Below are 24946 nucleotides of genomic sequence, written 5' to 3'. Positions count from 1 at the left end.
GGCGTCTCGGCCAACGGTTCGGGCAACCGGGCACGGCATCAGGCCCGCTGGACGTCACCGGACGCGCGAGAACGCGCGAGGTGGCCCGGGCCTGCTGAGCAGCCGTCACAGCTCGCTGGACAGGCCGTCGGCCGAGTCGGCGAGAGCGGGCCGTTCGAGCGTCGAGACCACGCATGCGCAGTCGACGCGCTCGACCGCCTACGGCGAACGCACGCGATGAACCCACTCAACAACGAGCAGTCCGCGCAGCGCCCGTCGGCCCGGTCTGCACCCTGCGGTTCACGCCTCCTCAGGACACCCGTGTCCTCGCCGTACGTATGTGGAAGTCGGCCCAAGGGGCCATCTCCAGATCGTCGTTCGTCTCCTCGTACCAGCCCGTGCCGTCGACCCACGCGCGCAGCCAGTCGGTGAGGCTCGGGGCGTCCACGTACCACGCCTGGTCGGCGTCGTCGGCGTTCGGTTCGAAGAGCAGGACGGTGGCCTGGGGACTGCGGCAGTCCACGCACGCGTACATCGCGCAGCCCCAGTGAGATATCGGCAGGACGCCTTCGGGCCAGGGCCAGTCGGGGTCCTTGCGGGCGCTCTCGCGATGGGCGAGATACTGCGTGACGGCGGCGGGCTCGGCGGCCGGTGGGCTGTCGAGCAGGGGCAACAGGCCGTACTCCGGGCCGAATCCGCCGTCTCCTATGCGCAGGTAGAGGTCGGCGAGCAGTGGGGGCAGGCGGAAGCCGAGGGCCGCCTCGGCGCGGGCCAGGGTGGCGGCGTCCGCGGGCTCGGGGAGTGAAGGCCAGCCCCACGGACGGGTGTTGCGGGCCTTGTCCGCCACCCTCGTCAGCAACTGCTCGTTCTCGGTCATGCGTTCATGATGCAAGCCGCCACTGACAATCGGTCCGGCCTGTGGACAACCAGTGGGTTGTGGAAAACCTGCGGCCTGCGTGCCTGCCCTCCTGCGCGGCTTCCGGGCGACCCTCCGCCTCTACCAGCGCGACGAGAAGGGCTGGTCCGTCGAGACGATCTCGCGGCCCAGCGGGAACAGCGACACCGGGATCAGCTTGAAGTTGGCGATGCCGAACGGGATGCCGATGATCGTGACGCACAGCGCGATGCCGGTGACGATGTGGCCGATGGCCAGCCACCAGCCCGCGAGGATCAGCCACAGGACGTTGCCCACGCAGGAGGGCGCTCCGGCGTCGCGACGCTCGACCGTGGTGTACCCGAAGGGCCACAGGGCGTAGATGCCGATACGGAAGGCCGCGATCCCGAACGGGATGCCGATGACGGTGATGCAGAGCAGTAGGCCCGCGAGCATGTAGCCGAGGAACAGCCAGAAGCCGCTCAGGACGAGCCAGATGACGTTGAGGATGGTCTTCACTGTGGGGGGCCTGCCATCTTTTCGAGCCGGGCGATTCGGTCCGCCATCGGCGGGTGGGTGGAGAACATCTTGGAGAACCCCTGCCCCGGACGGAAGGGGTTGGCGATCATCATGTGACTGGCGGTCTCGATACGGGGCTCGGGGGGCAGCGGGAGCTGCTTGGTGCCGAGTTCGAGCTTGCGCAGGGCGCTGGCGAGGGCGAGCGGGTCGCCGGTGAGCTGGGCGCCGGAGGCATCGGCCTCGTACTCCCTGGAGCGGCTGATGGCCAGCTGGATCAGGCTGGCCGCCAGCGGGCCGAGGATCATGATGAGCAACATGCCGAGGAGGCCGGGGCCCTCGTCGTCGTCGGAGCGGCCGATCGGGATCAGCCAGGCGAAGTTGACCAGAAACAAGATCACCGAGGCGAGGGCGCCGGCCACCGACGAGATCAGGATGTCGCGGTTGTAGACGTGGCTGAGCTCATGGCCGATGACGCCGCGAAGTTCGCGCTCGTCGAGGATGCGCAGGATGCCTTCGGTGCAGCACACGGCGGCGTTGCGCGGATTGCGGCCCGTCGCGAAGGCGTTCGGCGCCTCAGTGGGCGAGATGTAGAGGCGGGGCATGGGCTGGCGTGCCTGGGTGGAGAGCTCTCGGACCATGCGGTAGAGCCCGGGGGCCTCGAACTCACTGACCGGGCGGGCGCGCATCGCGCGTAGCGCCAGCTTGTCGCTGTTCCAGTACGCGTAGGCGTTCGTGCCCAGCGCGATCAGGACCGCGACGACGAGCCCCATGCGGCCGAAGAAACTGCCGATGACGATGATGAGTGCGGACAGTCCCCCGAGGAGTACTGCGGTCCTGAGCCCGTTGTGCCGGCGGTGCACGGTACGCCCTCCAAGTGGTGCGGCAGGGGAACCCTTTGCTGCTCGATCTCCGATGCCACTGATGCCGTGGTCTCACGTCCAGTGGACCCTTCCGTACTGGTCAACGCCAGGCGAGGGCCACGGGTTCCCTTGCATGTTCGGAGGCAGGCGTGGGCCGTCCGGGTGAGGCGCCGGCACGCGCGTGGGGCGTGGAGCGTCCCCTGCGCGCGCCCGGAATGCGCCAGGGCTCAGAAGAGCCCGGTGTCGGCGAAGCGCAGGATCAGCTGGGGGGCTCCGGACAGGGCGATGCCGACGACGCCGGTGAGGGCCATCGTGGCCGTCACCGGCGCGGGGAGGAGGTGCTTGACGGGCTCGCCCTCGGGGGCGCGGAACAGCAGGGCCGTCCACTGGAGGTAGTAGAACAGCGCGATCACTACGTTGACGGCCATGACCACGGCCAGCCAGCCGAGGCCGGCGTCGACGGCGGCGGAGAAGACGGTGACCTTGGCGAACAGGCCGATGATGCCTGGCGGGAGTCCGGCGAGGCAGAGCAGGAAGAAGGCCAGGATCAGGGCGGAGAGGGGATTGCGCGCGTACAGGCCGCGGTAGTCGCTGATGCGGTTGAGGGTTTTCGTACGGCCGACGAGTGCGGCCACCGCGAAGGCGCCGAGGTTCACGGCGGCGTACATGAGGGCGTAGGCGACGGTGGAGCCGATGGACCGCTCGGCGTCGTCGGAGTACGCGGCGGCGGCGATCGGCACAAGGAGGTAGCCGGCCTGGCCGACGGAGGACCAGGCGAGCAGGCGTACCGCGCTGTACGCGCGCGTGGCTTGCTGGCGCAGGGCGCCGACGTTGCCGACGGTCATGGTGAGGGCGGCAAGCGCCGCGAGGGCCGGTCCCCAGACGTCGGCGTACGACGGCAGCGCGATGACCGTGACGAGGATCAGGCCGGTGAAGCCGACCGCCTTGCCGACGACCGACAGGTAGGCGGCGACCGGCAGGGGCGCTCCCACATAGGTGTCCGGCACCCAGAAGTGGAAGGGCACGGCCGCGGTCTTGAAGGCGAAGCCGACCAGGGTGAGGACCACTCCGGTCTGGGCGAGGATCTCGAGCTGCCCGTCGACGTTCTGGATCCGCTCGGCGATCTGGGTCAGATAGAGCGTGCCCGTGGCGGCGTACACGAAGCTGATGCCCATGAGGCTGACCGCGGTCGCGGTGACCGACGACAGGAAGAACTTCAGGGCCGCTTCGGAGGACTTGCGGTCGCCGAAGCGGAGGCCGACCAGCGCGAACGCGGGGAGTGAGGCCACTTCGAGGGCGACGACGAGGGTCGCCAGGTCTCGGGAGGCGGGCAGGAGGGCGGCTCCGGCGGCGGAGGAGAGCAGCAGGAACCAGAACTCCCCTTCGGGGAGTTCCTTCTTGGCGTCCTTGAGTGCGGTGACCGACAGGAGGGCCGCGAGGAGGGCGCCGCCCAGGACCAGGAACTGGATGACGAGCGTGAAGCGGTCGGCCGTGTAGCTGCAGACGGCGGGGTCGCCGGTGAGGCAGAAGGTGGAGCGGTCGCCGTCCAGGAGGGGCAGCAGCAGGAGCGCGGAGGCTGCCAGACCGGCTACGGACGTCCAGCCGAGCAGGGCCTTCCGGTTCTCCGCGACGAACAGGTCGGCGACGAGGACCACGAGTGCGACGGCCGCCGCGACGGTGGGCGGCGCGATGGCGAGCCAGTCGACGGACTGGACCAGCGACTCGGCCAGGGGCTGGGCCAGGGAGCTCATCGGGTGCCTCCTGCGAGGAGCTGCTGCACGGCCGGGTCGGTCAGGCCGAGGAGGGTCTTCGGCCACAGTCCGGCGACGACGGTGAGGGCGACGAGCGGGGTCCAGGCCGCGAACTCGTACGTCTGGACGTCGGCGAGCTTCGGGGCTTCCTGCGGCGCGGCGCCCATGCAGACGCGGCGGACCACGACGAGCAGGTACGCGGCCGTGAGCAGGGTGCCGAAGGCGCCGATGGCCATGAAGGTGAGGAAAGCCGGGCGGCTGAGCTCGGCGGCGGGCTTGAACGCGCCGAACAACGCGAGCATCTCGCCCCAGAACCCGGCGAGGCCCGGCAGCCCCAGCGAGGCGACCGCACCGAAGGCGAGCAGTCCGCCGAGGCGCGGGGCCTTGCCGTACAGAGCGGCGCCGGTCTGCTCGGCGAGGGCGTCGAGGTCGGTCGTGCCCGTACGGTCCTTCAGCGCGCCGACCAGGAAGAAGAGCAGGCCGGTGATGAGGCCGTGAGCGACGTTGGCGAACAGGGCGCCGTTCAGGCCGGTCGGGGTCATCGTCGCGATGCCGAGCAGCACGAAGCCCATGTGGCCGACGGACGAGTAGGCGATGAGGCGCTTCAGGTCACCCTTCGCGCCCCGCTTGGCGAGGGCGAGGCAGGCCAGGGATCCGTAGATGATCCCGACGACGGCGAAGGCGGCGAGGTACGGCGCGAAGTCGGCGAAGCCGTCGGGAGCGATCGGCAGCAGAATCCGTACGAACCCGTACGTACCCATCTTGAGCAGGACACCGGCCAGCAGGACCGAGCCGACCGTCGGGGCGGCGGTGTGGGCGTCGGGCAGCCAGCTGTGCAGCGGCCACATCGGCGTCTTGACCGCGAGCCCGATCCCGATCGCCAGAACGGCGGTGACCTGCACGGACGTGCTCAGTGACGGGCCGTTGTCAGTGGCGAGTGCCACCATGTCGAATGTGCCCGCCTTGATTCCGATCAGGAGCAGGCCGAGCAGCATGACCACGGAGCCGAGCAGCGTGTAGAGGATGAACTTCCAGGCGGCCGCGGCGCGGCCCTCGCCGCCCCAGCGGGCGATGAGGAAGTACATCGGGATCAGGACCATCTCGAAGGCGAGGAAGAACAGCAGCAGGTCGAGGACGGCGAAGGTGGCGAGGGTGCCGGACTCCAGGACGAGCAGCAGTGCGACGAAGGCCTTCGGGCTCGGGCCCGCAGGCATCTTGAAGTACGAGTAGAGCGCGCAGAGGAAGGTCAGCAGCGCGGTCAGGACCAGAAGGGGGAGCGAAATGCCGTCGATGCCGAGGTGGATGCGCACGTCGAGTGCGGGGATCCAGCTGATGTCCGTGCTGGCCTGCATCTTCGACGGCTGGTCATGGTCGAAGCCGAGCGCGAGGACGATCGCGGCGACGAGCACCACGCCGGTGACGGTGACGCCGTGCCGCAGCACGGCCTGCTCGGGCGACTTCCCCTTCAGCCCGGGCGGGGCGGGCAGGAGAGCGGCGGCGGCGCCGAGGAGCGGGCCGACGACGACGAATGCCAGAAGGAACTGCATCACGGACTCGTTGATATCGATCACGCCTGCTCACGCTCCCGTGGCGACGAGGACGGCGGCGATCGCCAGGACGACGGTGCCGGCGAGCAGAGCGCTCACATAGGTCTGCACGTTGCCGGTCTGGGCGCGCCGCACGGCGATGCCGAGCCAGCGGGGTAGCGCGCCCGCGCCACGCACGTAGGTGTCGACGACCTCGCGGTCGAGGAACCGGACGAGACTCGCGCCGCCCTGGACCGGGCGGACGAACAGCGCCCGGTACAGGGCGTCGAGGTGGAAGCCGACGGCCGCGTGCCGGTGCAGCGGGCCGAGCAGCAGTCGCCCGGGGTCGGCGGGGTCGGGCGCGTAGGCCACTCCCCCGTACACGGGCGCGTGGCTGGCGATGGCCTCGGCCTCGACCTGAGCGGCGTCGCCCTCGGGGTGTGCCGCGACCGCACCATGGGGGTGCCCCCGCTCGAGCGAAGCCGAGAGTGGGGGAGGGACGCGGGCCGCCAAGGCCGTGGTGTGCCGCCAGGCGGCGTAGGTGACGACGCCGCCGACCAGGGCCACGCCCGTGCCGACCACGGACGTGGTGAGGGTCGGGGCGAGGTCGCGGCCGTCGAACCAGTCCGGCAGGACGCGGTAGGCGAGCGCGCCGACGGCGAGGGACGGGACGGCGAGCACCCACAGCACCACGGTCATCGTCAGCGGCTGCCTGCCGTGGTCGGGGGCTTCGGCGCCCCGGCCACGGAAGGCCAGCAGCCACAGGCGCATCGCGTACGCGGCCGTGAGCAGGGCCGTGATCATGCCGGTGATCAGCACGGTCCAGCCTGCGGCGCCGGGGGCGTGCTCGGTGTGGCCGGTGGCGACGTGCTCGGCCGCGCCGAGGACGGACTCCTTGGAGAAGAAACCGCTGAAGGGCGGGATCGCGGCGAGCGCGAGGAGCGCCACGCTCATCGTCCAGTAGGCGTCGGGGATGCGGTCGCGCAGGTGGCTCATGCGGGACATGGCGGCCAGCGAGTTGGTGCCGGCGGCGTGGATGATCACGCCGGCCGCGAGGAACAGCAGCGCCTTGAAGGCGCCGTGCGAGAGGAGGTGGAAGACGGCGGCACCGCGGTCGCCGACGGCGAGGGCACCGGTCATGTAGCCGAGCTGGCCGATCGTCGAGTAGGCGAGGACGCGCTTGATGTCGTCCTGGGCGAGCGCGGCGAGACCCGAGCCGAGCATCGTGACGGCGGCCATGACGGCGAGGACGATCATCGCGGCCTGGGAGGCCTGGAAGACCGGGAGGAGACGGGCGATGAAGTAGACACCGGCGGCGACCATCGTCGCGGCGTGGATCAGCGCGGAGACGGGCGTCGGGCCCGCCATCGCGTCGGGGAGCCAGGTGTGCAGCGGGAACTGCGCCGACTTGCCGGCCACGCCCGCGAGGAGCAGCAGGGCGATCAGTGTCGGGTGGTCGAGTCCACCGCTCGCGACGGTGCCGAGGACCTTCGTGATGCGGAAGGACCCGGCGTCGGTGGCCAGGGCGAACAGGCCGATGAGGAAGGGGACGTCACCGAGCTTGGTCACCAGGAAGGCCTTGATGGAGGCGGCGCGGGCCTCCGGGGTCTCCCAGTAGTGGCCGACCAGGAAGTACGAGCAGATGCCCATGATCTCCCAGCCGACCAGCAGCACCATCAGGTCGCCGGAGTAGACGACGAGCAGCATCGCGGAGGTGAACAGGGAGACGAGCGCGGCGTACGAGGGGTAGCGCGGGTCCTCGCGCAGGTAGCCCGTCGAGTAGATCTGCACGCAGGTGGCGACGACGCCCACCAGGACGGCGACGAGAGCGGCGAAGCCGTCAATGTACAGGGCAAGGTCGATCGGGACCGAGCCGGTGGGCGTGAGTTCGGTGGCGGCGTCGATCGCCTGGTCGCCGCCCTGGCGCACGGCGACCACCGCAGCGAGCACGAGGGACGCGAGCGTCGGCAGGACGGCGAGCGGGCGGACGAAGCCCGGGGCGGTGCGGCCAAGGAGCAGGCCCGATGCGGCACCGAGGAACGGAAGGAGGGGGACGAGTGCGGCGAGGGTGGTCGTGGTCACGCGGTGGCCTCAGCCTTCTCGGCCTGCGGGGCCGTGAGGGCGTCGCGGTCGGGGCCGTCGGTGTCCGGGCTCTCGGCGGTGTCGCGGAGCTTGTCGATGTCCGAGGTGCCGCGGTTGCGGTAGACGGCGAGGACGATCGCCAGGCCGATGCCGATCTCGGCGGCGGCGATGGTGATGGTGAACAGGGTCAGCGCCTGGCCGGAGTGCAGGGTCTCCTCGGCGGTCCTGCTGAGCCAGACGTCGAAGGCGACCAGGTTGAGGTTGACGGCGTTGAGCATCAGCTCGACGGACATCAGGACCAGGATCGCGTTGCGGCGGGCGAGGACGCCGTACAGGCCGGTGCAGAAGAGGAGGGCGGAGAGTACGGCGGGATAGGCGAGATGCATCAGCGCGGCTCCTTCTCGCTCGGGGCGCCGGGCTCGGTGGCGGCGGGAGAGGCGGCGCCGGTCGCCGAGGGCTCGCGGTCGGCGGGGGCGGGGGCCGTGGTGGAGCGGTCGGCCGCCGGCTTCGCCGAGGGGGCGCTCGGGGCTGTGCTGCGGCCCGCCGGGGCGCCGGCGCCGGGCCGGTCGGTGGCGGTCTCCTTCGCCTTGCGGGACAGGACGATCGCGCCGACCAGAGCGGCGAGGAGGAGGACGGAGAGGGCCTCGAAGGGGAGGACCCAGTTCTGGAAGAGGCTCTCGCCGGTGGCTTTGGTGGAGCCGGCGGCGGGGCCGTCGAGGTCGATCCAGGTGGCACGGAAGGCGTCGACGACCACCCAGATCAGGGAGGCCGCGGCGGCGACGGCCACGGTGAGTGCGGCCCAGCGGTTGCCGGAATCGGCGTCCGGGGAGCGGCCGATGGGGGCCTTGGTGAGCATCAGACCGAACAGGAGGAGGACGACGACGGAACCGACGTAGATGAGCACCTGCACCCAGGCGATGAACTCGGCGGTGAGCAGGAGGTACTCGACGGCGAGGCCGCCGAGCGTGACCACCAGCCACAGCGCGGCGTGCACCAGCTGCCGCGTGGTGACGGTGACCAGCGCGGCCCCGAAGGTGACCAGGCCGACGAGGAGGAAGGCGATCTCGACGCCGGTCGGAGAGAGGAAGCCGTGGGTTTCGGCGGTGGCCCTGGTGGTCGGGCCCGCCGCGAGGAGACCTGCGGCTGCGGCGAGGGTCATTCGTTGCCCTCCTGCCTCGGCTGGTCGGTCTGCTGCTTGGACTCTCCGGCCGGCCGGGTGGGCTGCTCGGCGGCGCGGGCCTGCTCCTCCGCGTGAGCGTCCGCCGCGGTGGGCTCTGTCGGTGTGGCCTGCTCCGCCACTGCCGCCTCCTGCTGGGCGGCCAGCTTCTCGGCGGTCTTGCGGGCGGCGGCGATCTCCTTGGGCTCCTCGGCGCCGGGGTCGAGGGCGGGCGGGGCCGGGACCGTCCACATCCACTCGCGGAGCTTGTCGCGTTCGTGGGTGAGGTCGCGGATGTCGGTCTCGGCGTACTCGAACTCCGGGGACCAGAACAGGGCGTCGAAAGGACAGACCTCGATGCAGATACCGCAGTACATGCACAAGGAGAAGTCGATGGCGAAGCGATCGAGGACGTTGCGGCTGCGTTCGCGGCCGCCGGGCGTCGCCGCCGGGACGGTCTCCTTGTGGGAGTCGATGTAGATGCACCAGTCCGGGCACTCGCGGGCGCACAGCATGCAGACCGTGCAGTTCTCCTCGAACAGGCCGATCACGCCGCGGGTGCGGGGCGGGAGGTCGGGCTGGGTGTCCGGGTACTGCGCGGTGACGGACTTCCTCGTCATCGTGCGGAGGGTGACGGCCAGGCCCTTGGCCAGGCCCGAGCCGGGGATGCGGGACCGGGAGGAGGGAGGGAGAGGCGCAGCCATGGTTACTGGATCACCACCTTGACGACGCCGGTGAGGGCGATCTGGGCGAGGGAGAGGGGGACGAGGAGGGTCCAGGAGAGCTTCTGGAGCTGGTCCTCGCGCAGACGGGGGTAGGTGACGCGGAGCCAGATCACGAGGAAGGCGAGGACGGCGGTCTTCAGCAGGGTCCAGACCCAGCCGAGGCCGTCGGCGCCCCAGGGGCCGTGCCAGCCGCCCAGGAAGAGGACGGTGGTCAGGCCGCACAGGACGACGATTCCGGCGTACTCGGCGAGGAGGAAGAGGGCGAAACGGAGGCCGGTGTACTCGGTGTACGCGCCGAAGATGATCTCCGAGTCGGCGACGGGCATGTCGAAGGGCGGGCGTTGGAGCTCGGCCAGTCCGGCGACGAAGAAGACGATCGCGCCGACGATCTGCCAGGGCAGCCACCACCACTCGAAGGCGTCGAGGATGCCGGGGAGGGACACGGTGCCGGCCGCCATCGCCACGGAGGCGGCGGCGAGCAGCATGGGGAGCTCGTAGGCGAGGAGCTGGGCGGCGGTGCGCAGGCCGCCGAGGAGGGAGAACTTGTTGGCGGAGGCCCAGCCGGCCATGAGGGAACCGAGGACGCCCACGCCCATGACCGCGAGGACGAAGAAGATGCCCGCGTCGATGACCTCGCCGACCGCGCCCTCGCCCGGGCCGATGGGGATGGCGAGGAGGACGAGCAGATACGGGAGGAGGGCCACGGCAGGGGCGAGCTGGAAGATACGGCGGTCCGCGCCGGCCGGGACGACGTCCTCCTTCTGCGCGAACTTCACGCCGTCGGCGACGAGCTGGGCCCAGCCGTGGAAGCCGCCGGCGTACATCGGGCCGAGGCGGCCCTGCATATGGGCCATCACCTTGTGCTCGGTCTGACCGATGATCAGCGGGAACGTGAGGAAGACGACGAAGACGATCAGGAGTCGCAGGGTGACGTCGAGCGCGTCGTTCACTGCGGGCCTCCTGTGGGGTCTGCGTCGTCGGCGGCGGAGTCGGTGCGGCCGGTTTCCTTGCGGTCTGCGTCCGTGCGGTCCGCGTCTGCGGCGTCTGTGTCTGCGGGGGTGACTGCCTCGCCGGGCTCGGGCCGATCGGGGGCGGATTCGGGCTCGGCTCGCCGTCCCGGCTCGGGCTCGTCGAAGGCCGGACGGGCGTGGTGCCACGGGGCGTCCGGGCTGCGGGGGGCCTTGGGGGGCGGGGGAGTCCTCGGAACAGCCGAGGGAGACGAGGGCGGGCGCCCTTGTTCGGCCGCACCGGTGGACGCCGCACCGGTGGACGCCGTGTCGGCCGACGCCGCGTTCGGTGCAGTCGCGTCGGACGTGTCGGACGTGTCGGATGCCGCGCCTGCCGACGCCGCATCGGGTGACGTCGTATCGGACGCCGCCGCATCGGATGTGGCCCTCTGGCTTGCCGAGCCTTCGCTCGCGCTGCGCGCACGTCGGGTCGGCGGGGTGCTGGGCGCAGCCGCCTCGCCGCCGTCCCCCGCTCCGCGCTGCTCGGCCGCTCCGGGCTCCGCTGCTCCGCCGGTCGTCGTCTCCGCCGCCGCCTCGGCCCGCCGGCTCGCCGAGCCCTCGTCGGCGCTCCGCGCGCGGCGGGGCGTGGTCGGCGTCCCGGGGGTGGTCGGCGTCGTTCCGGTACCCGCCGCAGGTGCGCCCGCCTCCGGCGAGGGCTCGGCGTCCGGAGCGGCGGCCTGGCTGACCGAGCCCTCCGCCGCCGTACGTGAACGCCGCGCCGCACCCGCCGCGGGAGCGCCGCCCTCCGAAGCCGCCCCCTGCTGGCTCGCCGACCCTTCCGCAGCCGTACGCGCACGTCGCACCGCACCCTCCGGCGATGCCGCCGTAGGAGCCGCGCCTGCCGAGGTCTCCGCCTGGCTCGCGGAACCCTCCGCCGCCGTACGAGCGCGACGCGGCACGGCACCCGCCTGCGCTCCAGCCGCAGGCTCCGCCGCTTGGCTCGCCGAGCCCTCCGCCGCAGTACGAGCCCGCCGCACCGGCCGCTCCCCCGCAGCCCGGGCCGGCCGCTCCCCGGCCGCACGCCCCGCGCCCCGGGCCGGGCGGGCCGGGGCAGGCGGGAGCTGGCCCTTCAGGGGGCCCCATTCGTTCGGGTCGGGGACGCCGGGGGGCAGCATCTGGCGGCGCTTCGGGCCTCCGTGTTCGGACTCACCGGGTTCCTTGGCGCCGGGCCAGGCCTTGGCCACGCGGGCCGCCAGGACGAAGTCCTTGCGGAGGGGGTGACCCTCGAAGTTCTCCGGGAGGAGCAGGTGGTCCAGGGCAGGGTGGTCGGCGAAGACCACGCCGAACATTTCGTGCGTCTCGCGTTCGTGCCAGGCCGCGCCCGCGTAGACGCCCACGGCCGAGGGCAGCGTCGGCGCCTCGTGCGGGACCGTCGTACGGACCAGCAGACGCCGTACCGGAGACAGGGCGGCGACGTGGGCCGCGACGCGGAAGCCCGTGCCCGGTTCGTCGACCGCGCTCAGCCAGTCGAAGTAGGTGCAGCCCAGCTGGTCACGGGCCGTCTCCAGCGCCGCGATCCAGGATGCCGGGGCTACGTCGACCGTCAGGACCTCGTACGACTCCTCGGCCGTGGCCTCCGGGCCGAAGAGGTCCTCGACGGGGGCGGGCAGCCAGCCGATCGTCGTCATCGGCCGGCCTCCCCGGCGTCGGCACCACCGCTACCGGGGGCACCCGCGCCCGGCGCACCAGCACCCGGCGCACCGGGCGCCTTCACCAGCCCGCTCTGCAGCGCCGCCGTCGACGGGCGCCCCGCCGCGCCCGCGTACCGCTCCCCCAGCGACTCGCGCGCGATCTTCTCCTGAAGCTTCAGAATCCCCTGGAGCAGGGCCTCAGGACGCGGCGGGCACCCCGGGACGTACACGTCGACCGGGATGATCTGGTCGACGCCCTTGGTGACGGAGTAGGAGTCCCAGTAGGGGCCGCCGCAATTCGAGCAGGCTCCGAAGGAGATGACGTACTTCGGCTCGGGCATCTGTTCGTACAGACGCTTCACGGCCGGGGCCATCTTGTCGGTCACCGTGCCCGAGACGACCATCAGGTCGGCCTGGCGGGGGCCGGGCGCGAAGGGGATCACGCCGAGGCGGATGAAGTCGTGGCGGGCCATCGACGCGGCGATGAACTCGATCGCACAGCAGGCGAGGCCGAAGTTGAAGACCCAGAGCGAGTAGCGGCGACCCCAGTTCAGGATCACCTTCATCGGCTCGGGAGCGAGGCGGGCCAGCGCGCCCAGCCGCTTCGGCTCCGGCAACAGAACCGGCTGCTCGTTGGTGTCTGGCGTCACGTCCATGCCAGAACGCCCTTCTTGTATGCGTAGAGCAGGCCCACGGCCAGGAAGCCGAGGAAGACGAACATCTCGACGAGCGTCGTCGCGCCGTAGCCGGGGTCGGCGAAGACCGTCGCCCAGGGGAACAGGAAGATCGAGTCGATGGCGAAGATCACGTAGAGGAAGGCGTAGACGTAGTAGCGGACCTGGGTGTGGGCCCAGCCCTCGCCGACCGGGTCGACGCCGCACTCGTACGTCAGGAGTTTCTCGGGCGTGGGGACGACGGGACGCAGCAGGCGGCCCGCCCCGAAGGCGACGGCGACGAACAGCACGCCGATGACGGCCAGCAGTCCGACGACCGAGTAGGACTGGAAGTAGTCCGCCGCGACGACGACGGTCTGTTCCGACACGTCCGCCCCTCGCTCCCTGACCTCGCAACCGATGCCCCAGAACCAGTGTCCTGCGACTTGTGAACTCGTGAACCCCGCTGTTCGCCGTGAACACCGCTGTTCCTCATGAACACCGCTGTTCCTCGTGAACATCGCTGTTCGACGATCTGTACGCACGGGAGTCTAGGCCCTGCTAAAGACACCGTAAGCAGCCCGTCACGCGTTGAGATCTCGTCGAGATGCGAGGGCCGGGTGCGAGGCCCGCCGCCCGGCAGGGTCGTGAGGGTGGGGATTTCCCCCGGATACAGGGGCGGCCCGCCTCATGGCGCGGTGGCGCACCGCGCGGCACGCTAGCCCATATGACCGAACGCCCCAGCCCTTCGCGGGTCGCCTCAAGGCGGTCCGACGACGAGCAGCCGCCGCTGCCACCCGCCCGTTTCGCCTACGACCGGCACACCTGGAAGGAGATCGCACATCTCCTGGCGAACCTTCCGTTGTCGCTGCTCGGCTTCACTTACGTCGCGACGGTGCTGTTCACCGGTGCGTTCCTGACGTTGACGGTGATCGGGTTCCCGCTGCTCGCGGCCGGGCTGATGGGTGCGCGGCAGCTGGGCAAGCTGGAGCGGGCACGCGCGCGTGCGCTGCTCGGAGTGCGGGTGGACGAGCCGAGTCCGCTGCCACTGCGCGGTGGCAAGGACGGCTTCTTCCCGCAGCTGTGGCTGGCGCTGAAGGACCCCGTGGGCTGGCGCACGATCCTGTACGACTTCATCCGTCTGCCCTGGGGCATCCTGACCTTCACCATCACGATCACCTCGCTGTTCGTGCTGTGGCCGGTGCTGCCGTTCATCGCGCGGGGCCTGGCCAACGCGGACCGGGCGATGGTGCGCGGCCTGCTGTCGCCGTCCGACGAGCTGGAGCGCCGTATCGCCGAACTGGAGTCGGACCGGGGAGTCGTCGTGGATACGGCCGCCGCCGATCTGCGCCGCATCGAGCGCGACCTGCACGACGGCGCCCAGGCCCGCCTGGTCAACCTGGCCATGGGGCTGGGGCTGGCCAAGGAGAAGCTGCTGGAGGACCCCGACTCGGCTGCGGTGATGGTCGAGGAGGCGCACGGCGAGGTGAAGCTCGCGCTGCAGGAGCTGCGCGATCTGGCGCGCGGCATCCACCCGGCCGTACTGACGGACCGTGGCCTGGACGCCGCCCTGTCGGCGGTCGCCTCACGCTGCACGGCGGAGGTGAAGGTGACCGTGGACCTGCTGTCCAGACCGGCCGCGGCCATCGAGGGCATCGCCTACTTCACCGTCTCCGAGCTGCTGCAGAACGTCAGCAAGCACAGCGGGGCGAAGTCGGCGTCGGTGGACGTGTGGCGGTCGGAGGACCGGCTGCTCATCCAGGTCCGGGACGACGGCCGCGGAGGCGCACGCCTCGACGGCGGTACGGGCATGCGCGGGCTCGCCGACCGGCTGGAGGCCGTGGACGGCCTGTTCGTCATCGAGTCACCGAAGGGCGGCCCTACGACGGTGACGGCGGAGCTGCCCTGGCGGGACCGCGTGCCCGGGCAGGGGTAGCGGCCGGGGTAGGGAAAACCCCCCGTTCAAGACGCCGACGGCCTCCATGGTCCGCAGACCTGCACTCGAGCAGGGTGGAGATACGACGGCACAGCCCGGGCGAGCGGGGCTGACGGGACGAGGAGAACGGACGACGCCGATGGCCACGGAGTACGGACAGGGCTACGGGCAGGGGCTCGGTCACGCCGGGCACGGCCCCGCGAGCGGCTTTCCCGAGCACGGCGGCGAGCGACAGCACCGGCTGCCGGCCGGGCTGCGGGCGCCGTTCGAGGCACGCACCTGGCGCGAGTTCGGGTACGTGCTGCTGAGCCTGCCGATCAGCATCGTGCTGTTCGTGTACGCCGTCACCATGGTGTCGCTGGGCGCCGGTCTTTTGGTGACCTTCCTCGGCATCCCGATCCTGGCGGCGGGCCTCGCCGGCTGCCGGGGCTTGGGGGCGCTGGAGCGGGCACGCGCGCGTGCGTTGCTGGATCTGGAGGTGGCCGACCCGGAGCCGCTGCGGATGCGCCGGAGCGGGTTCATGGCGTGGATGGGCGCCGTACTGAAGAGCGGGACGTCGTGGCGGAGCCTGCTCTATGCGGTGCTGCACCTCCCGTGGGCGACGTTCTCGTTCGTCGTCGCCGTGAACGTCTGGGCGTACGGCTGGGCGCTGCTGACGTATCCGCTGTGGTTCTGGGTGTTCCCGGTGTGGGCCGGTCAGGACGGCCTTCAGCTGTACGGCGACGAGACCCACCACATCTACCTCGACAACCCCTTCGAGATCACCGTGACCGCGCTGATCGGACTGCTGTTCACGCTGGCCACGCCGTGGATCGTGCGCGCGCTGACAATGGTCGACCGGCTGCTGGTGCACGGCCTGCTCGGGCCGTCGCGGCTGGCCACGCGCGTGGTGGAGCTGGAGTCGGACCGCGGTGTCGTGGTCGATACGGCCGCTGCCGACCTGCGGCGCATCGAGCGCGACCTGCACGACGGCGCCCAGGCCCGCCTGGTGGCCCTGGCCATGGATCTCGGCCTCGCGAAGGAGAAGCTCGCGGAGGATCCGCAGGCGGCGGCCCGGATGGTCGACGAGGCGCACGGCGAGGTGAAGACGGCGCTGCAGGAGCTGCGGGACCTGGCCCGCGGGATCCATCCGGCGGTCCTGACCGACCGAGGGCTCGACGCGGCGCTGTCCGCGGTGGCCTCGCGCTGCACGGTGCCGGTGGAGGTGCAGGTCGACCTGGACGAGCGGCCGGTGCCGGCGATCGAGGGGATCGCCTACTTCACGGTGTCGGAGCTGCTCCAGAACATCAGCAAGCACTCTCGGGCCACCTGGGCGGCCGTGGACGTGTGGCGGGTGGAGAACCGGCTGATGCTGCAGGTCGTGGACAACGGGATCGGTGGCGCCGACGTCTCCGGGGGTTCGGGGCTGGCCGGGCTGGCCGAGCGGTTGGACGCGGTGGACGGGATTCTGGTGGCGGATTCGCCGGTCGGCGGGCCCACCCGGGTCACGGCGGAGCTCCCCTGGCGGACCGTGTAGGTCGGGTGTGCCGTTCGGCCCAGTGGGGTGGGGATCCGGCTCCGGTTGATGCGGGGCCGGATTTCCGTTTGCCCGCGGCCGCTTCTGAGCCCGCACCCCTGTCGGCAACCGCTCCTGAGCCCGCGCCCACGCCGACAACCGTTCCTGAGCCCGCGCCCACGCCGGCAAGCACACCTGGGCCTGCGCCCCGTCTCAAGCGGCCTTGTCCGCAAGCACTCCTTCAGCGTGCGCCCCGAAACGCCTCCCCGGTGCCCACGCGATACGAACGAAGGCCGGCAGGTTATCCACAGGCCCGGTAACGAACAGCCGATCGCGGGATACTGAGATCGCGAAGGACGACAGGGCCGGGACACGCTCGGCCACATGCCAAGGTTCGGGGGGCCGAGGATCGTGGAGGACAGGGTGCGGGTGGTCATCGCCGAGGACTCGGTGCTGCTCAGGGAGGGACTGACCCGGCTGTTGACCGACCGTGGGCACGACGTGGTGGCGGGGGTCGGGGACGGCGAGGCGCTGATCAAGACCATCACGGAGCTGGACGCCCAGGGCGAGCTGCCGGATGTGGTGGTCGCGGACGTACGGATGCCGCCCACGCACACGGACGAGGGAGTGCGGGCGGCCGTGCAGCTGCGGAAGGCACATCCGGGACTTGGGGTACTCGTACTGTCGCAGTACGTGGAGGAGCGGTACGCCACCGAACTGCTGGCCGGTTCCAGCCGTGGGGTCGGCTATCTGCTCAAGGACCGCGTGGCGGAGGTTCGGGAGTTCGTGGACGCGGTCGTGCGGGTGGCCCAAGGGGGTACGGCCCTCGACCCGGAGGTCGTCGCCCAGTTGCTGGGCCGCAGCCGTAAGCAGGACGTGCTCGCGGGGCTCACTCCGCGGGAGCGGGAGGTCCTGGGGCTCATGGCCGAGGGGCGCACCAACTCGGCGATCGCCCGGCAGCTGGTGGTGAGCGACGGAGCCGTCGAGAAGCACGTCAGCAACATCTTCCTCAAGCTCGGGCTGTCCCAGAGCGACGGGGATCACCGACGTGTCCTGGCGGTCCTCACCTACCTGAACTCCTAACCATCTGACACTGTGTCAGACAGAAGGGGTGCGCCTGGGGGGATCCGCCCAGACCTAGAACCAAAGAACGAGCGGGGAGCGTCTTGTAAGCAAGCGCCGGGGGGCGTGTAAATCATGACAAGTCAAGGCGGGGAAGCGTCTCAAAATCATGTCCGTCATGCGAATGGCCCCGGGAGGGCGACCTTTGCGGACGTAGGGTTGATCCTGGGAAGGCTTGTGGGAAGGCCATGCCCAGACAGCCGCCTCGAGGGAGGTCCAGTTCAGTGACCAGCCAGGTCAGTAGCCCAGCGGAGCAGGCCGACGAAGCCGTCGTGGGAGAGCAGCGCAAACCGGCAGGGACGAAGGACGTCCGCCGGCTGGACCGGGTGATCATTCGTTTCGCGGGGGACTCGGGCGACGGTATGCAGCTCACCGGCGACCGCTTCACCTCCGAAACGGCGTCCTTCGGCAACGACCTGTCGACACTGCCGAACTTCCCGGCCGAGATCCGCGCCCCCGCCGGCACCCTGCCGGGCGTGTCCTCCTTCCAGCTGCACTTCGCCGACCACGACATCCTGACGCCGGGCGACGCGCCGAACGTGCTGGTCGCGATGAACCCGGCGGCGCTGAAGGCCAACATCGGCGATCTGCCGCGCGGCGCCGAGATCATCGTCAACACGGACGAGTTCACCAGACGGGCGATGCAGAAGGTGGGGTACGAGACCTCGCCGCTGGAGGACGGTTCGCTCGACGGCTACAGCCTTCACCCGGTGCCGCTGACGACGCTGACCGTGGAGGCGCTGAAGGAGTTCGACCTCACCCGCAAGGAGGCCGAGCGCAGCAAGAACATGTTCGCGCTGGGCCTGCTGAGCTGGATGTATCACCGTCCGACCGAGGGCACCGAGAAGTTCCTGAAGTCGAAGTTCGCCAAGAAGCCCGACATCGCGGCCGCCAACATCGCCGCCTTCCGCGCGGGCTGGAATTTCGGCGAGACGACCGAGGACTTCGCCGTCTCCTACGAGATCGCCCCGGCCACGAAGGCCTTCCCGGTCGGTACCTACCGGAACATCTCCGGGAACCTCGCACTGTCCTACGGACTGGTCGCCGCGTCTCGCCAGGCGGACCTGCCGCTGTTCCTGGGCTCGTACCCGATCACCCCGGCCTCGGACATCCTGCACGAGCTGAGCAAGCACAAGAACTTCGGCGTACGGACCTTCCAGGCCGAGGACGAGATCGCGGGCATCGGCGCGGCGCTGGGCGCGGCATTCGGCGGCTCGCTCGCGGTGACCACGACCTCCGGCCCGGGCGTGGCCCTGAAGTCCGAGACCATCGGGCTGGCCGTGTCGCTGGAGCTGCCGCTGCTGATCGTGGACATCCAGCGCGGCGGCCCGTCGACCGGACTGCCGACCAAGACGGAGCAGGCGGACCTGCTGCAGGCGATGTACGGCCGCAACGGCGAGGCGCCGGTCCCGGTGATCGCCCCGTGCACCCCGGCCGACTGCTTCGACGCGGCCCTGGAGGCGGCGCGGATCGCGCTGACGTACCGCACGCCGGTGATGCTGCTGTCGGACGGCTACCTGGCCAACGGCTCGGAGCCCTGGCGGATCCCGGAGCTGGACGAGCTGCCGGACCTGACCGTGCAGTTCGCGCAGGGACCGAACCACACCCTCGAGGACGGCAGCGAGGTCTTCTGGCCGTACAAGCGCGACCCGCAGACCCTCGCCCGGCCGTGGGCGATCCCGGGCACGCCGGGCCTGGAGCACCGGATCGGCGGCATCGAGAAGGAGGACGGCACGGGCAACATCTCGTACGCCCCTGCCAACCACGACTTCATGGTCCGCACCCGCCAGGCCAAGATCGACGGCATCGAGGTGCCGGATCTCGAGGTCGACGATCCGCACGAGGCGAAGACGCTGGTGCTCGGCTGGGGATCGACGTACGGGCCGATCACGGCCGCGGTCCGCCGCCTGCGCAAGGCCGGCGAGTCCATCGCGCAGGCGCATTTGCGCCACCTGAACCCGTTCCCGGGCAACCTGGGCGTGGTACTCGGACGCTACGAGAAGGTGGTGATCCCCGAGATGAACCTCGGCCAGCTCGCCACCCTGGTCCGCGCGAAGTACCTGGTGGACGCCCACTCGTACAACCAGGTCAACGGTATGCCGTTCAAGGCGGAACAGCTCGCCAAGGCTCTCAAGGAGGCCATCGATGCCTGAGACGTCCGCGGAAGGCACGGGCACGATCGAGGCGCTCTCGCTCGTCCCCAAGGCCGAGGCCCGCCAGTCCATGAAGGACTTCAAGTCCGATCAGGAAGTGCGCTGGTGCCCCGGTTGCGGTGACTACGCGATTCTCGCCGCGGTACAGGGCTTCATGCCGGAGCTGGGCCTGGCCAAGGAGAACATCGTCTTCGTCTCGGGCATCGGCTGTTCGTCGCGCTTCCCGTACTACATGAACACGTACGGCATGCACTCCATCCACGGTCGCGCCCCCGCGATCGCGACGGGGCTGGCATCGTCGCGGCGGGACCTGTCGGTGTGGGTGGTGACCGGTGACGGTGACGCGCTGTCGATCGGCGGCAACCACCTGATCCACGCCCTGCGCCGCAACGTCAACCTCAAGATCCTGCTGTTCAACAACCGGATCTACGGCCTGACGAAGGGCCAGTACTCCCCGACCTCCGAGGTCGGCAAGATCACCAAGTCGACGCCGATGGGCTCGCTGGACGCCCCCTTCAACCCGGTGTCGCTGGCGATCGGCGCGGAGGCGTCCTTCGTGGCACGCACGATCGACTCCGACCGCAAGCACCTCACCCAGGTGCTGCGCGAGGCGGCCGCGCACCGGGGCACGGCGCTGATCGAGATCTACCAGAACTGCAACATCTTCAACGACGGCGCCTTCGAGGTCCTCAAGGACAAGCAGCAGGCCGAGGAGGCGGTGATCCGCCTGGAGCACGGGCAGCCGATCCGCTTCGGAGCGGACAGGTCGCGGGGCGTCGTGCGCGACGCGCAGACCGGTGATCTGAAGGTGGTGACGGTGACTGCGGAGAACGAGTCGCAGATCGTCATCCACGACGCCCACTCCGCGTCCCCGACCACGGCCTTCGCGCTGTCCCGCCTGGCCGACCCGGACACCCTGCACCACACCCCGATCGGCGTCTTCCGCTCGGTGGACCGGCCGGTGTACGACACCCAGATGGCCGACCAGCTGGATTCGGCGATCGAGCAGAACGGCAAGGGGGATCTGGCGGCGTTGCTGGCGGGTGGGGACACCTGGACGGTCGTCGGCTGACCGACTCCTTCGAACACGCGTGGAGGGCCTGGGTGTCGTACGGCACCCAGGCCCTCGGCGTCATAGGTCTGGGATGTCCTTCTTGGCGCGGATCAGCGTGTCCCTGGTGATGACCACGATGCGCTCGTAGTCCGCCCGGGCGGCATCCGGGGGGAGGTGCGGGTCGAGGGCGGCGGTGGCTTCGGTACCGATGACCGCGAAGTTGCCGTCGGACAGTTCGAAGAGGTCGGGGCAGGTCTCGCCGGAGTAGCTGCCCCGTTTGCGCGGAGGGTCCCCGAGGCGTCGGACGATGGGGGCGGGCTGATTCTCGATGCGCGCCAAGAGCGGTCCCCTCTCGGGGCCGCGAGACCCCGAATCTCACAGGGTCAGTCATTAACGACTGCGGAGCCCTGGGGTCACGGTGACCCCCAGGAAGTCTCGACAGCAGCAGGCCGCTTTAGTGCCATCCTGAGCGACTCGCATCCCGTAAACCACTCTTTCGAGTGGAAAGTGTTCGATCATGGAGGCGAGGCTTCGGCACCGGGTCCGACGATCCACCATTCGTCCGGATCATCGGCCAGCTCGTCGATCATGGCGTCCACCGCCCTGCCGACTCGCGCCTCCAGCGACTCCATCGGCAGGCTCCGGCGGTGTTCGACCGTCCGCTCCCAGTACTCCGCGAAGACCTTGTTCCGGCACAGGACGCGTAGATGGCCGAGCAGTTCGTCGTAGTCCATCGCGCCGACGCGATGGGCGAGCAGCACGATTCCCCACTCCCTGTTGGCGTAGAGCATGGCGCGACGCTTGCGCTCCGAGATCTCGGTGAGCGTACTGACGGCGGCGGCGAGGGCGGGGTCGTCGATCGCCCGGTCCAGCTGATCGACGACGAGGCGGTAGTGCTGAATCAGATTCGCGCGGTGGATCTCCTCGGTCATGAGCGTGACCTGACGAAGGAGCTGCGCCAGGATGTCCTCCTGCCGGCGGCGCGTCTCGCGCACGAACGGGGCTCGGAGCAGACCGAGTCCCGCCACTAACGCAGAACCGATCCTGCTGGCCCCCTCGGCCGGGTTCTGTGTGGCCATGTCAAGTAATCCCCCTGGATCCGGTGACCGCGCACCGAAGGGCGGATCGTGGGCGGGTGCGCGGTGGGCGTAGCACTCCGCACCCAGCGTGCCCGGCGGCTCGAGGCGGCGTGGGAGCGGAGAGGGGGCGCATGGAAGGACGTGTCTCGCATGTCGACCAACGCCCTGACATATGTGTGCCCCCAGGCGCCGTCGGCATTCCTTCGGACAGGACCCCGACTCCTACGTCATCCCTGCTCAGAGGCGCTCCTGCGCGCGTCGTACACCTCCCGCGCCTGTTGCACCTCCGCCATCCGCTTCTCGGTCCACAACGCCAGCCCGCGCACCTGTTCCGCCGCCTCACGGCCCAGTTCGGTCAGGGAGTAGTCGACCCTCGGCGGGATCACCGGCTTCGCGTCGCGGTGGACAAGGCCGTCGCGCTCCAGGGTCTGGAGGGTCTGGGTGAGCATCTTCTCGCTGACGCCCCGCCCTCCCCACCGGCCGATCGCACGGCGCAGTTCGCTGAAGCGGTAGGAGCGCTCCAGGAGCTCGATCAGGACGAGGACACCCCAGCGGCTGGTCAGGTGCTCCAGGACCAGGCGGTACGGGCACATCTCCTCGCCGGCGTCGTACTTGCCCGTCGCCGAGTACGCCCCAGGGCCTGTCACCGGCACCACTTCACTTACGGCCATGCCAGTACCTTACTTCAAAGTGGGTACTTTCGCAGAGTTAGCGCCAGTCCTAGGGTTAGTGCCAACGCACCCCACAAGGAGTCACACATCATGAGCATCGTCGTCACCGGAGCCACCGGACACCTGGGCCGCCACGTCGTGCAGCAGCTGCTGGAGAAGGTTCCGGCCGACCAGGTCACCGCCGTCGTCCGCACCCCCGAGAAGGCCGCCGACCTCGCCGAGCGCGGCGTGAAGCTCGCTGTCGCCGACTACAACGCCCCCGAGACCTTCGACGGGCTGTTCGCGGCCGGCGACAAGGTGCTGCTCGTATCCGGCAACGAGTTCGACAAGGGCCGGGTCAGCCAGCACCAGGTCGTCATCGACGCCGCCAAGGCCGCCGGCGTCGCCCTGCTCGCGTACACCAGCGCCCCCGGCAGCCTGTCGGCCGCCCTCGCCGACGACCACCGGGGCACGGAGAAGGCGCTCCTGGCCTCCGGCCTGCCGTACACGCTGCTGCGCAACGGCTGGTACCACGAGAACTACACGGAGAACCTCGCCCCGGTCCTGCAGTTCAACGCGGTCACCCACGCCGCCGGCGAGGGCCGCGTCTCCTCCGCCTCCCGCGCCGACTACGCGGCCGCCGCCGTCGCCGTACTGACCGGCGAGGGGCACGAGAACAAGACGTACGAGCTGGGCGGCGACGTCGCCTGGAGCTTCGCCGAGTACGCCGCCGAGCTGAGCCGGCAGACCGGCAAGGAGATCGCCGCCAACCCCGTCTCCGTCGAGGCCTACACCGCCATCCTGACCGGCGCCGGGCTGCCCGAGCCGCTCGCCGCGATCCTGGCCGGTGTGGACGCCTCCGTCGAGAAGGGTGAGTTGGTCGTCGACAGCGGAGACCTGTCGCGCCTGACCGGCCGTCCGACCACTCCGCTCGCCGACGCGATCACGGTCGCACTCAAGGGCTGAGCTCCGCCGCGGCTCCCGCAAGCCGTCCGCCCCGCCTGTCATGACCGTATAGCGATACGGGCATGACAGGCGGGGGCATTCGGCGTTACCTTCGTGCGGGCCGTCATCTGAGCGCGGCCAGGTGTGGTGCGAAGGAGGGGCCGTGACCGGGACGTCCAAGGGCGAGCGGCGTATAGGACTGCTGAACGGCTTCGCCGCATACGGGATCTGGGGGCTCTTTCCGCTCTTCTGGCCCCTGCTCCAGCCCGCCGGGTCGGTCGAGATCCTCGCCCACCGAATGGCCTGGTCCCTCGTCTTCGTGACGGCCGTACTCGTTGTCGTACGGCGCTGGGCCTGGGCGGGTGAGCTGATACGGCAGCCGCGACGACTGGCGCTCGTCACCGTGGCCGCGGGTGTGATCACCGTCAACTGGGGTGTCTACATCTGGGCCGTCAACTCGGGCCATGTCGTCGAGGCCTCGCTCGGGTACTTCATCAACCCGCTCGTGACCATCGCCATGGGCGTGCTGCTCCTCAAGGAACGGCTGCGGCCCGTGCAGTGGGTGGCGGTGGGGGTCGGCTTCGCGGCGGTGGTGGTGCTGACCGTCGGGTACGGCCGGCCGCCGTGGATCTCCCTCGTCCTCGCCTTCTCCTTCGCCACGTACGGACTGGTGAAGAAGAAGGTCAACCTCGGCGGGGTCGAGTCACTGGCCGCGGAGACCGCGATCCAGTTCCTGCCCGCCGTGGGATACCTGGCATGGCTCACGGCTCGCGGAGAGTCGACGTTCACGACAGAGGGCCTCGGGCACGCCTCGCTGCTCGCGGCCGCGGGCGCCGTCACCGCCCTGCCCCTGGTGTTCTTCGGCGCGGCCGCGATACGGGTGCCGCTGTCGACGCTGGGCCTGCTGCAGTACCTGGCGCCGGTCTTCCAGTTCCTGCTCGGTGTCCTGTACTTCCACGAGGCGATGCCGGCCGAGAGGTGGGCCGGGTTCGCGCTGGTGTGGCTGGCGTTGACGCTGCTGACGGCGGACGCGTGGCGCTCCGCGCGCAGGAGCAGGGTGGCCGAGTTCGAGGCGCCGCGGGCCGAGAAGCCGACGTCCGCTGCGGTGGACGCCTGACCTGGGGGGCCGGCGCCCCCGGACGGGCTGATGTACATCCGACCGGCGATTCTCCGTTGCGGCCCGCTCCCCCACCCCCTATGAGTGGTCGCATGACTCAGGCACCCGGCACCACACCGGCTCCCCTCCACTGGAAGCTCGTCATCGACTGCGCCAACCCGCAGTCCCAGGCCGACTTCTGGGCCGCCGCGCTGCGCTACGAGGTCGAGGACAACAACGCCCTCATCGAGCGGCTCCTCGAGCTCGGCGCGCTGCCGCGCGAGGCCGTCGTCGAGTTTCACGCGCGACTCGCCTTCCGGGATCTGGTGGCCGTACGGCATCCGGACGACCCGTACGACCAGGACAGCGGGACGGGGCTGGGGCGGCGGCTGCTGTTCCAGCGGGTGCCGGAGGCGAAGAGCGTGAAGAACCGGCTCCATCTCGACCTGCACGCGGCGACCGGGGAGCGTGAGGCCGAGGTGGCGCGGCTGGAGGGGCTGGGCGCGAGCGTGCTGCGGCAGGTCAAGGAGCCGGGCGGGGAGTGGGTGGTGATGGCGGATCCGGAGGGGAACGAGTTCTGCGTGCAGTGAGGCACGCGGGGACAAACCTATCCCTAGGCGCTTCTCACGCTTCTCCCTGTCTGACTTCCCTTC

24 protein-coding genes are annotated in these 24946 nt (G+C 70.4%); 8 read left to right on the top strand and 16 right to left on the bottom strand.

Annotated features, from left to right (window positions below):
* Window positions 1-289: 289 nt before the first annotated feature.
* The 13 genes from ACIBU0_RS20515 to ACIBU0_RS20455 form a co-directional block, all read right to left on the bottom strand.
* Window positions 290-856, bottom strand: a complete 567-nt coding sequence (locus ACIBU0_RS20515; RefSeq protein WP_398820142.1) for an SMI1/KNR4 family protein — start codon at window positions 854-856, stop codon at window positions 290-292.
* Between the two features lie 120 nt (window positions 857-976).
* The gene (locus tag ACIBU0_RS20510; protein ID WP_398820139.1) at window positions 977-1372 is read right to left on the bottom strand and encodes a YccF domain-containing protein; all 396 of its coding nucleotides are present in this window, start codon (window positions 1370-1372) and stop codon (window positions 977-979) included.
* A complete protein-coding gene (gene htpX, locus ACIBU0_RS20505; RefSeq protein ID WP_398820137.1) occupies window positions 1369-2232 on the bottom strand; it encodes a zinc metalloprotease HtpX in 864 nt (287 codons plus the stop codon). The genes ACIBU0_RS20510 and htpX overlap by 4 nt, the downstream gene beginning before the upstream one ends.
* 227 nt (window positions 2233-2459) lie before the next feature.
* Complete coding sequence (locus tag ACIBU0_RS20500; protein WP_398820134.1) at window positions 2460-3983, bottom strand: NADH-quinone oxidoreductase subunit N; 1524 nt, start codon at window positions 3981-3983, stop codon at window positions 2460-2462.
* Entirely contained in the window at window positions 3980-5554 is a 1575-nt protein-coding gene (locus ACIBU0_RS20495; RefSeq protein ID WP_398820132.1) for a NuoM family protein, read from the bottom strand. The genes ACIBU0_RS20500 and ACIBU0_RS20495 overlap by 4 nt, the downstream gene beginning before the upstream one ends.
* Window positions 5555-5560: 6 nt before the next feature.
* Entirely contained in the window at window positions 5561-7591 is a 2031-nt protein-coding gene (locus ACIBU0_RS20490; RefSeq protein ID WP_398820129.1) for an NADH-quinone oxidoreductase subunit L, read from the bottom strand.
* Entirely contained in the window at window positions 7588-7977 is a 390-nt protein-coding gene (gene nuoK, locus ACIBU0_RS20485; protein WP_398820126.1) for an NADH-quinone oxidoreductase subunit NuoK, read from the bottom strand. Before nuoK ends, ACIBU0_RS20490 begins: the two co-directional genes overlap by 4 nt.
* On the bottom strand, window positions 7977-8750 hold the full coding sequence (locus ACIBU0_RS20480) for an NADH-quinone oxidoreductase subunit J (RefSeq protein WP_398820123.1): 774 nt from the start codon (window positions 8748-8750) through the stop codon (window positions 7977-7979). Before ACIBU0_RS20480 ends, nuoK begins: the two co-directional genes overlap by 1 nt.
* Window positions 8747-9451 (bottom strand): NuoI/complex I 23 kDa subunit family protein, encoded by a 705-nt coding sequence (locus tag ACIBU0_RS20475; protein ID WP_398820120.1) that lies wholly within the window; start codon window positions 9449-9451, stop codon window positions 8747-8749. The genes ACIBU0_RS20480 and ACIBU0_RS20475 overlap by 4 nt, the downstream gene beginning before the upstream one ends.
* 2 nt (window positions 9452-9453) lie before the next feature.
* The gene (locus ACIBU0_RS20470) at window positions 9454-10422 is read right to left on the bottom strand and encodes an NADH-quinone oxidoreductase subunit H (protein WP_398820118.1); all 969 of its coding nucleotides are present in this window, start codon (window positions 10420-10422) and stop codon (window positions 9454-9456) included.
* Entirely contained in the window at window positions 10419-12107 is a 1689-nt protein-coding gene (locus tag ACIBU0_RS20465; protein WP_398820115.1) for an NADH-quinone oxidoreductase subunit C, read from the bottom strand. The genes ACIBU0_RS20470 and ACIBU0_RS20465 overlap by 4 nt, the downstream gene beginning before the upstream one ends.
* Complete coding sequence (locus ACIBU0_RS20460) at window positions 12104-12766, bottom strand: NADH-quinone oxidoreductase subunit B (protein WP_398820113.1); 663 nt, start codon at window positions 12764-12766, stop codon at window positions 12104-12106. Before ACIBU0_RS20460 ends, ACIBU0_RS20465 begins: the two co-directional genes overlap by 4 nt.
* Window positions 12757-13152 (bottom strand): NADH-quinone oxidoreductase subunit A, encoded by a 396-nt coding sequence (locus ACIBU0_RS20455; protein ID WP_398820110.1) that lies wholly within the window; start codon window positions 13150-13152, stop codon window positions 12757-12759. The genes ACIBU0_RS20460 and ACIBU0_RS20455 overlap by 10 nt, the downstream gene beginning before the upstream one ends.
* A gap of 338 nt (window positions 13153-13490) precedes the next feature.
* On the opposite strand from ACIBU0_RS20455, the gene ACIBU0_RS20450 reads away from it, so the two are divergent.
* From ACIBU0_RS20450 to ACIBU0_RS20430, 5 genes are all read left to right on the top strand, one after another.
* Window positions 13491-14699, top strand: coding sequence for a sensor histidine kinase (locus tag ACIBU0_RS20450; RefSeq protein WP_398820108.1), 1209 nt, complete (start codon window positions 13491-13493; stop codon window positions 14697-14699).
* A gap of 139 nt (window positions 14700-14838) precedes the next feature.
* On the top strand, window positions 14839-16215 hold the full coding sequence (locus ACIBU0_RS20445; protein ID WP_398820105.1) for a sensor histidine kinase: 1377 nt from the start codon (window positions 14839-14841) through the stop codon (window positions 16213-16215).
* Window positions 16216-16578: 363 nt separating this feature from the next.
* Window positions 16579-17277 (top strand): LuxR C-terminal-related transcriptional regulator, encoded by a 699-nt coding sequence (locus ACIBU0_RS20440; RefSeq protein ID WP_398820102.1) that lies wholly within the window; start codon window positions 16579-16581, stop codon window positions 17275-17277.
* Window positions 17278-17540: 263 nt separating this feature from the next.
* Window positions 17541-19469 (top strand): 2-oxoacid:acceptor oxidoreductase subunit alpha, encoded by a 1929-nt coding sequence (locus tag ACIBU0_RS20435; RefSeq protein WP_398820099.1) that lies wholly within the window; start codon window positions 17541-17543, stop codon window positions 19467-19469.
* The gene (locus ACIBU0_RS20430; RefSeq protein WP_398820097.1) at window positions 19462-20541 is read left to right on the top strand and encodes a 2-oxoacid:ferredoxin oxidoreductase subunit beta; all 1080 of its coding nucleotides are present in this window, start codon (window positions 19462-19464) and stop codon (window positions 20539-20541) included. The genes ACIBU0_RS20435 and ACIBU0_RS20430 overlap by 8 nt, the downstream gene beginning before the upstream one ends.
* A gap of 60 nt (window positions 20542-20601) precedes the next feature.
* Here the strand turns inward: ACIBU0_RS20430 and ACIBU0_RS20425 are convergent, their stop codons facing one another.
* The 3 genes from ACIBU0_RS20425 to ACIBU0_RS20415 all read right to left on the bottom strand — a co-directional run bounded on the left by ACIBU0_RS20425 (window position 20602) and on the right by ACIBU0_RS20415 (window position 22273).
* Window positions 20602-20862: a hypothetical protein gene (locus ACIBU0_RS20425; RefSeq protein ID WP_398820094.1), complete on the bottom strand. Its 261-nt coding sequence runs from the start codon at window positions 20860-20862 to the stop codon at window positions 20602-20604.
* A gap of 176 nt (window positions 20863-21038) precedes the next feature.
* On the bottom strand, window positions 21039-21602 hold the full coding sequence (locus ACIBU0_RS20420) for a DUF6082 family protein (protein ID WP_398820092.1): 564 nt from the start codon (window positions 21600-21602) through the stop codon (window positions 21039-21041).
* A gap of 227 nt (window positions 21603-21829) precedes the next feature.
* Window positions 21830-22273, bottom strand: coding sequence for a winged helix-turn-helix transcriptional regulator (locus ACIBU0_RS20415; protein WP_398820089.1), 444 nt, complete (start codon window positions 22271-22273; stop codon window positions 21830-21832).
* A 90-nt stretch (window positions 22274-22363) separates the two neighbouring features.
* Between ACIBU0_RS20415 and ACIBU0_RS20410 the strand changes: the two genes are divergently transcribed.
* The 3 genes from ACIBU0_RS20410 to ACIBU0_RS20400 all read left to right on the top strand — a co-directional run bounded on the left by ACIBU0_RS20410 (window position 22364) and on the right by ACIBU0_RS20400 (window position 24883).
* Window positions 22364-23218, top strand: coding sequence for an SDR family oxidoreductase (locus ACIBU0_RS20410; RefSeq protein ID WP_398820086.1), 855 nt, complete (start codon window positions 22364-22366; stop codon window positions 23216-23218).
* A 142-nt stretch (window positions 23219-23360) separates the two neighbouring features.
* Window positions 23361-24314 carry an EamA family transporter RarD gene (gene rarD, locus ACIBU0_RS20405; RefSeq protein ID WP_398820083.1) on the top strand — a complete coding sequence of 318 codons (954 nt, stop codon included), beginning with the start codon at window positions 23361-23363 and terminating at the stop codon, window positions 24312-24314.
* A gap of 92 nt (window positions 24315-24406) precedes the next feature.
* On the top strand, window positions 24407-24883 hold the full coding sequence (locus ACIBU0_RS20400) for a VOC family protein (RefSeq protein WP_398820080.1): 477 nt from the start codon (window positions 24407-24409) through the stop codon (window positions 24881-24883).
* The last annotated feature ends 63 nt before the right edge of the window (window positions 24884-24946 follow it).

The sequence above is a fragment of the Streptomyces sp. NPDC049627 genome (genome assembly GCF_044465645.1).
Taxonomy (GTDB): Bacteria; Actinomycetota; Actinomycetes; order Streptomycetales; family Streptomycetaceae; genus Streptomyces.
This window is presented reverse-complemented; position numbering and strand designations above follow the sequence as displayed.

Excerpts from the sequence above, each read along its gene's own strand:
- nuoK (WP_398820126.1), bottom strand. The coding sequence starts at position 7,977 with ATGCATCTCGCCTATCCCGCCGTACTCTCCGCCCTCCTCTTCTGCACC.
- ACIBU0_RS20415 (WP_398820089.1), bottom strand. The coding sequence starts at position 22,273 with ATGGCCGTAAGTGAAGTGGTGCCGGTGACAGGCCCTGGGGCGTACTCG.
- ACIBU0_RS20475 (WP_398820120.1), bottom strand. The coding sequence starts at position 9,451 with ATGGCTGCGCCTCTCCCTCCCTCCTCCCGGTCCCGCATCCCCGGCTCG.
- ACIBU0_RS20420 (WP_398820092.1), bottom strand. The coding sequence starts at position 21,602 with ATGGCCACACAGAACCCGGCCGAGGGGGCCAGCAGGATCGGTTCTGCG.
- ACIBU0_RS20460 (WP_398820113.1), bottom strand. The coding sequence starts at position 12,766 with ATGGACGTGACGCCAGACACCAACGAGCAGCCGGTTCTGTTGCCGGAG.
- ACIBU0_RS20515 (WP_398820142.1), bottom strand. The coding sequence starts at position 856 with ATGACCGAGAACGAGCAGTTGCTGACGAGGGTGGCGGACAAGGCCCGC.
- ACIBU0_RS20440 (WP_398820102.1), top strand. The coding sequence starts at position 16,579 with ATGCCAAGGTTCGGGGGGCCGAGGATCGTGGAGGACAGGGTGCGGGTG.
- ACIBU0_RS20450 (WP_398820108.1), top strand. The coding sequence starts at position 13,491 with ATGACCGAACGCCCCAGCCCTTCGCGGGTCGCCTCAAGGCGGTCCGAC.
- ACIBU0_RS20465 (WP_398820115.1), bottom strand. The coding sequence starts at position 12,107 with ATGACGACGATCGGCTGGCTGCCCGCCCCCGTCGAGGACCTCTTCGGC.
- ACIBU0_RS20445 (WP_398820105.1), top strand. The coding sequence starts at position 14,839 with ATGGCCACGGAGTACGGACAGGGCTACGGGCAGGGGCTCGGTCACGCC.
- ACIBU0_RS20500 (WP_398820134.1), bottom strand. The coding sequence starts at position 3,983 with ATGAGCTCCCTGGCCCAGCCCCTGGCCGAGTCGCTGGTCCAGTCCGTC.
- ACIBU0_RS20410 (WP_398820086.1), top strand. The coding sequence starts at position 22,364 with ATGAGCATCGTCGTCACCGGAGCCACCGGACACCTGGGCCGCCACGTC.
- ACIBU0_RS20430 (WP_398820097.1), top strand. The coding sequence starts at position 19,462 with ATGCCTGAGACGTCCGCGGAAGGCACGGGCACGATCGAGGCGCTCTCG.
- ACIBU0_RS20400 (WP_398820080.1), top strand. The coding sequence starts at position 24,407 with ATGACTCAGGCACCCGGCACCACACCGGCTCCCCTCCACTGGAAGCTC.
- ACIBU0_RS20480 (WP_398820123.1), bottom strand. The coding sequence starts at position 8,750 with ATGACCCTCGCCGCAGCCGCAGGTCTCCTCGCGGCGGGCCCGACCACC.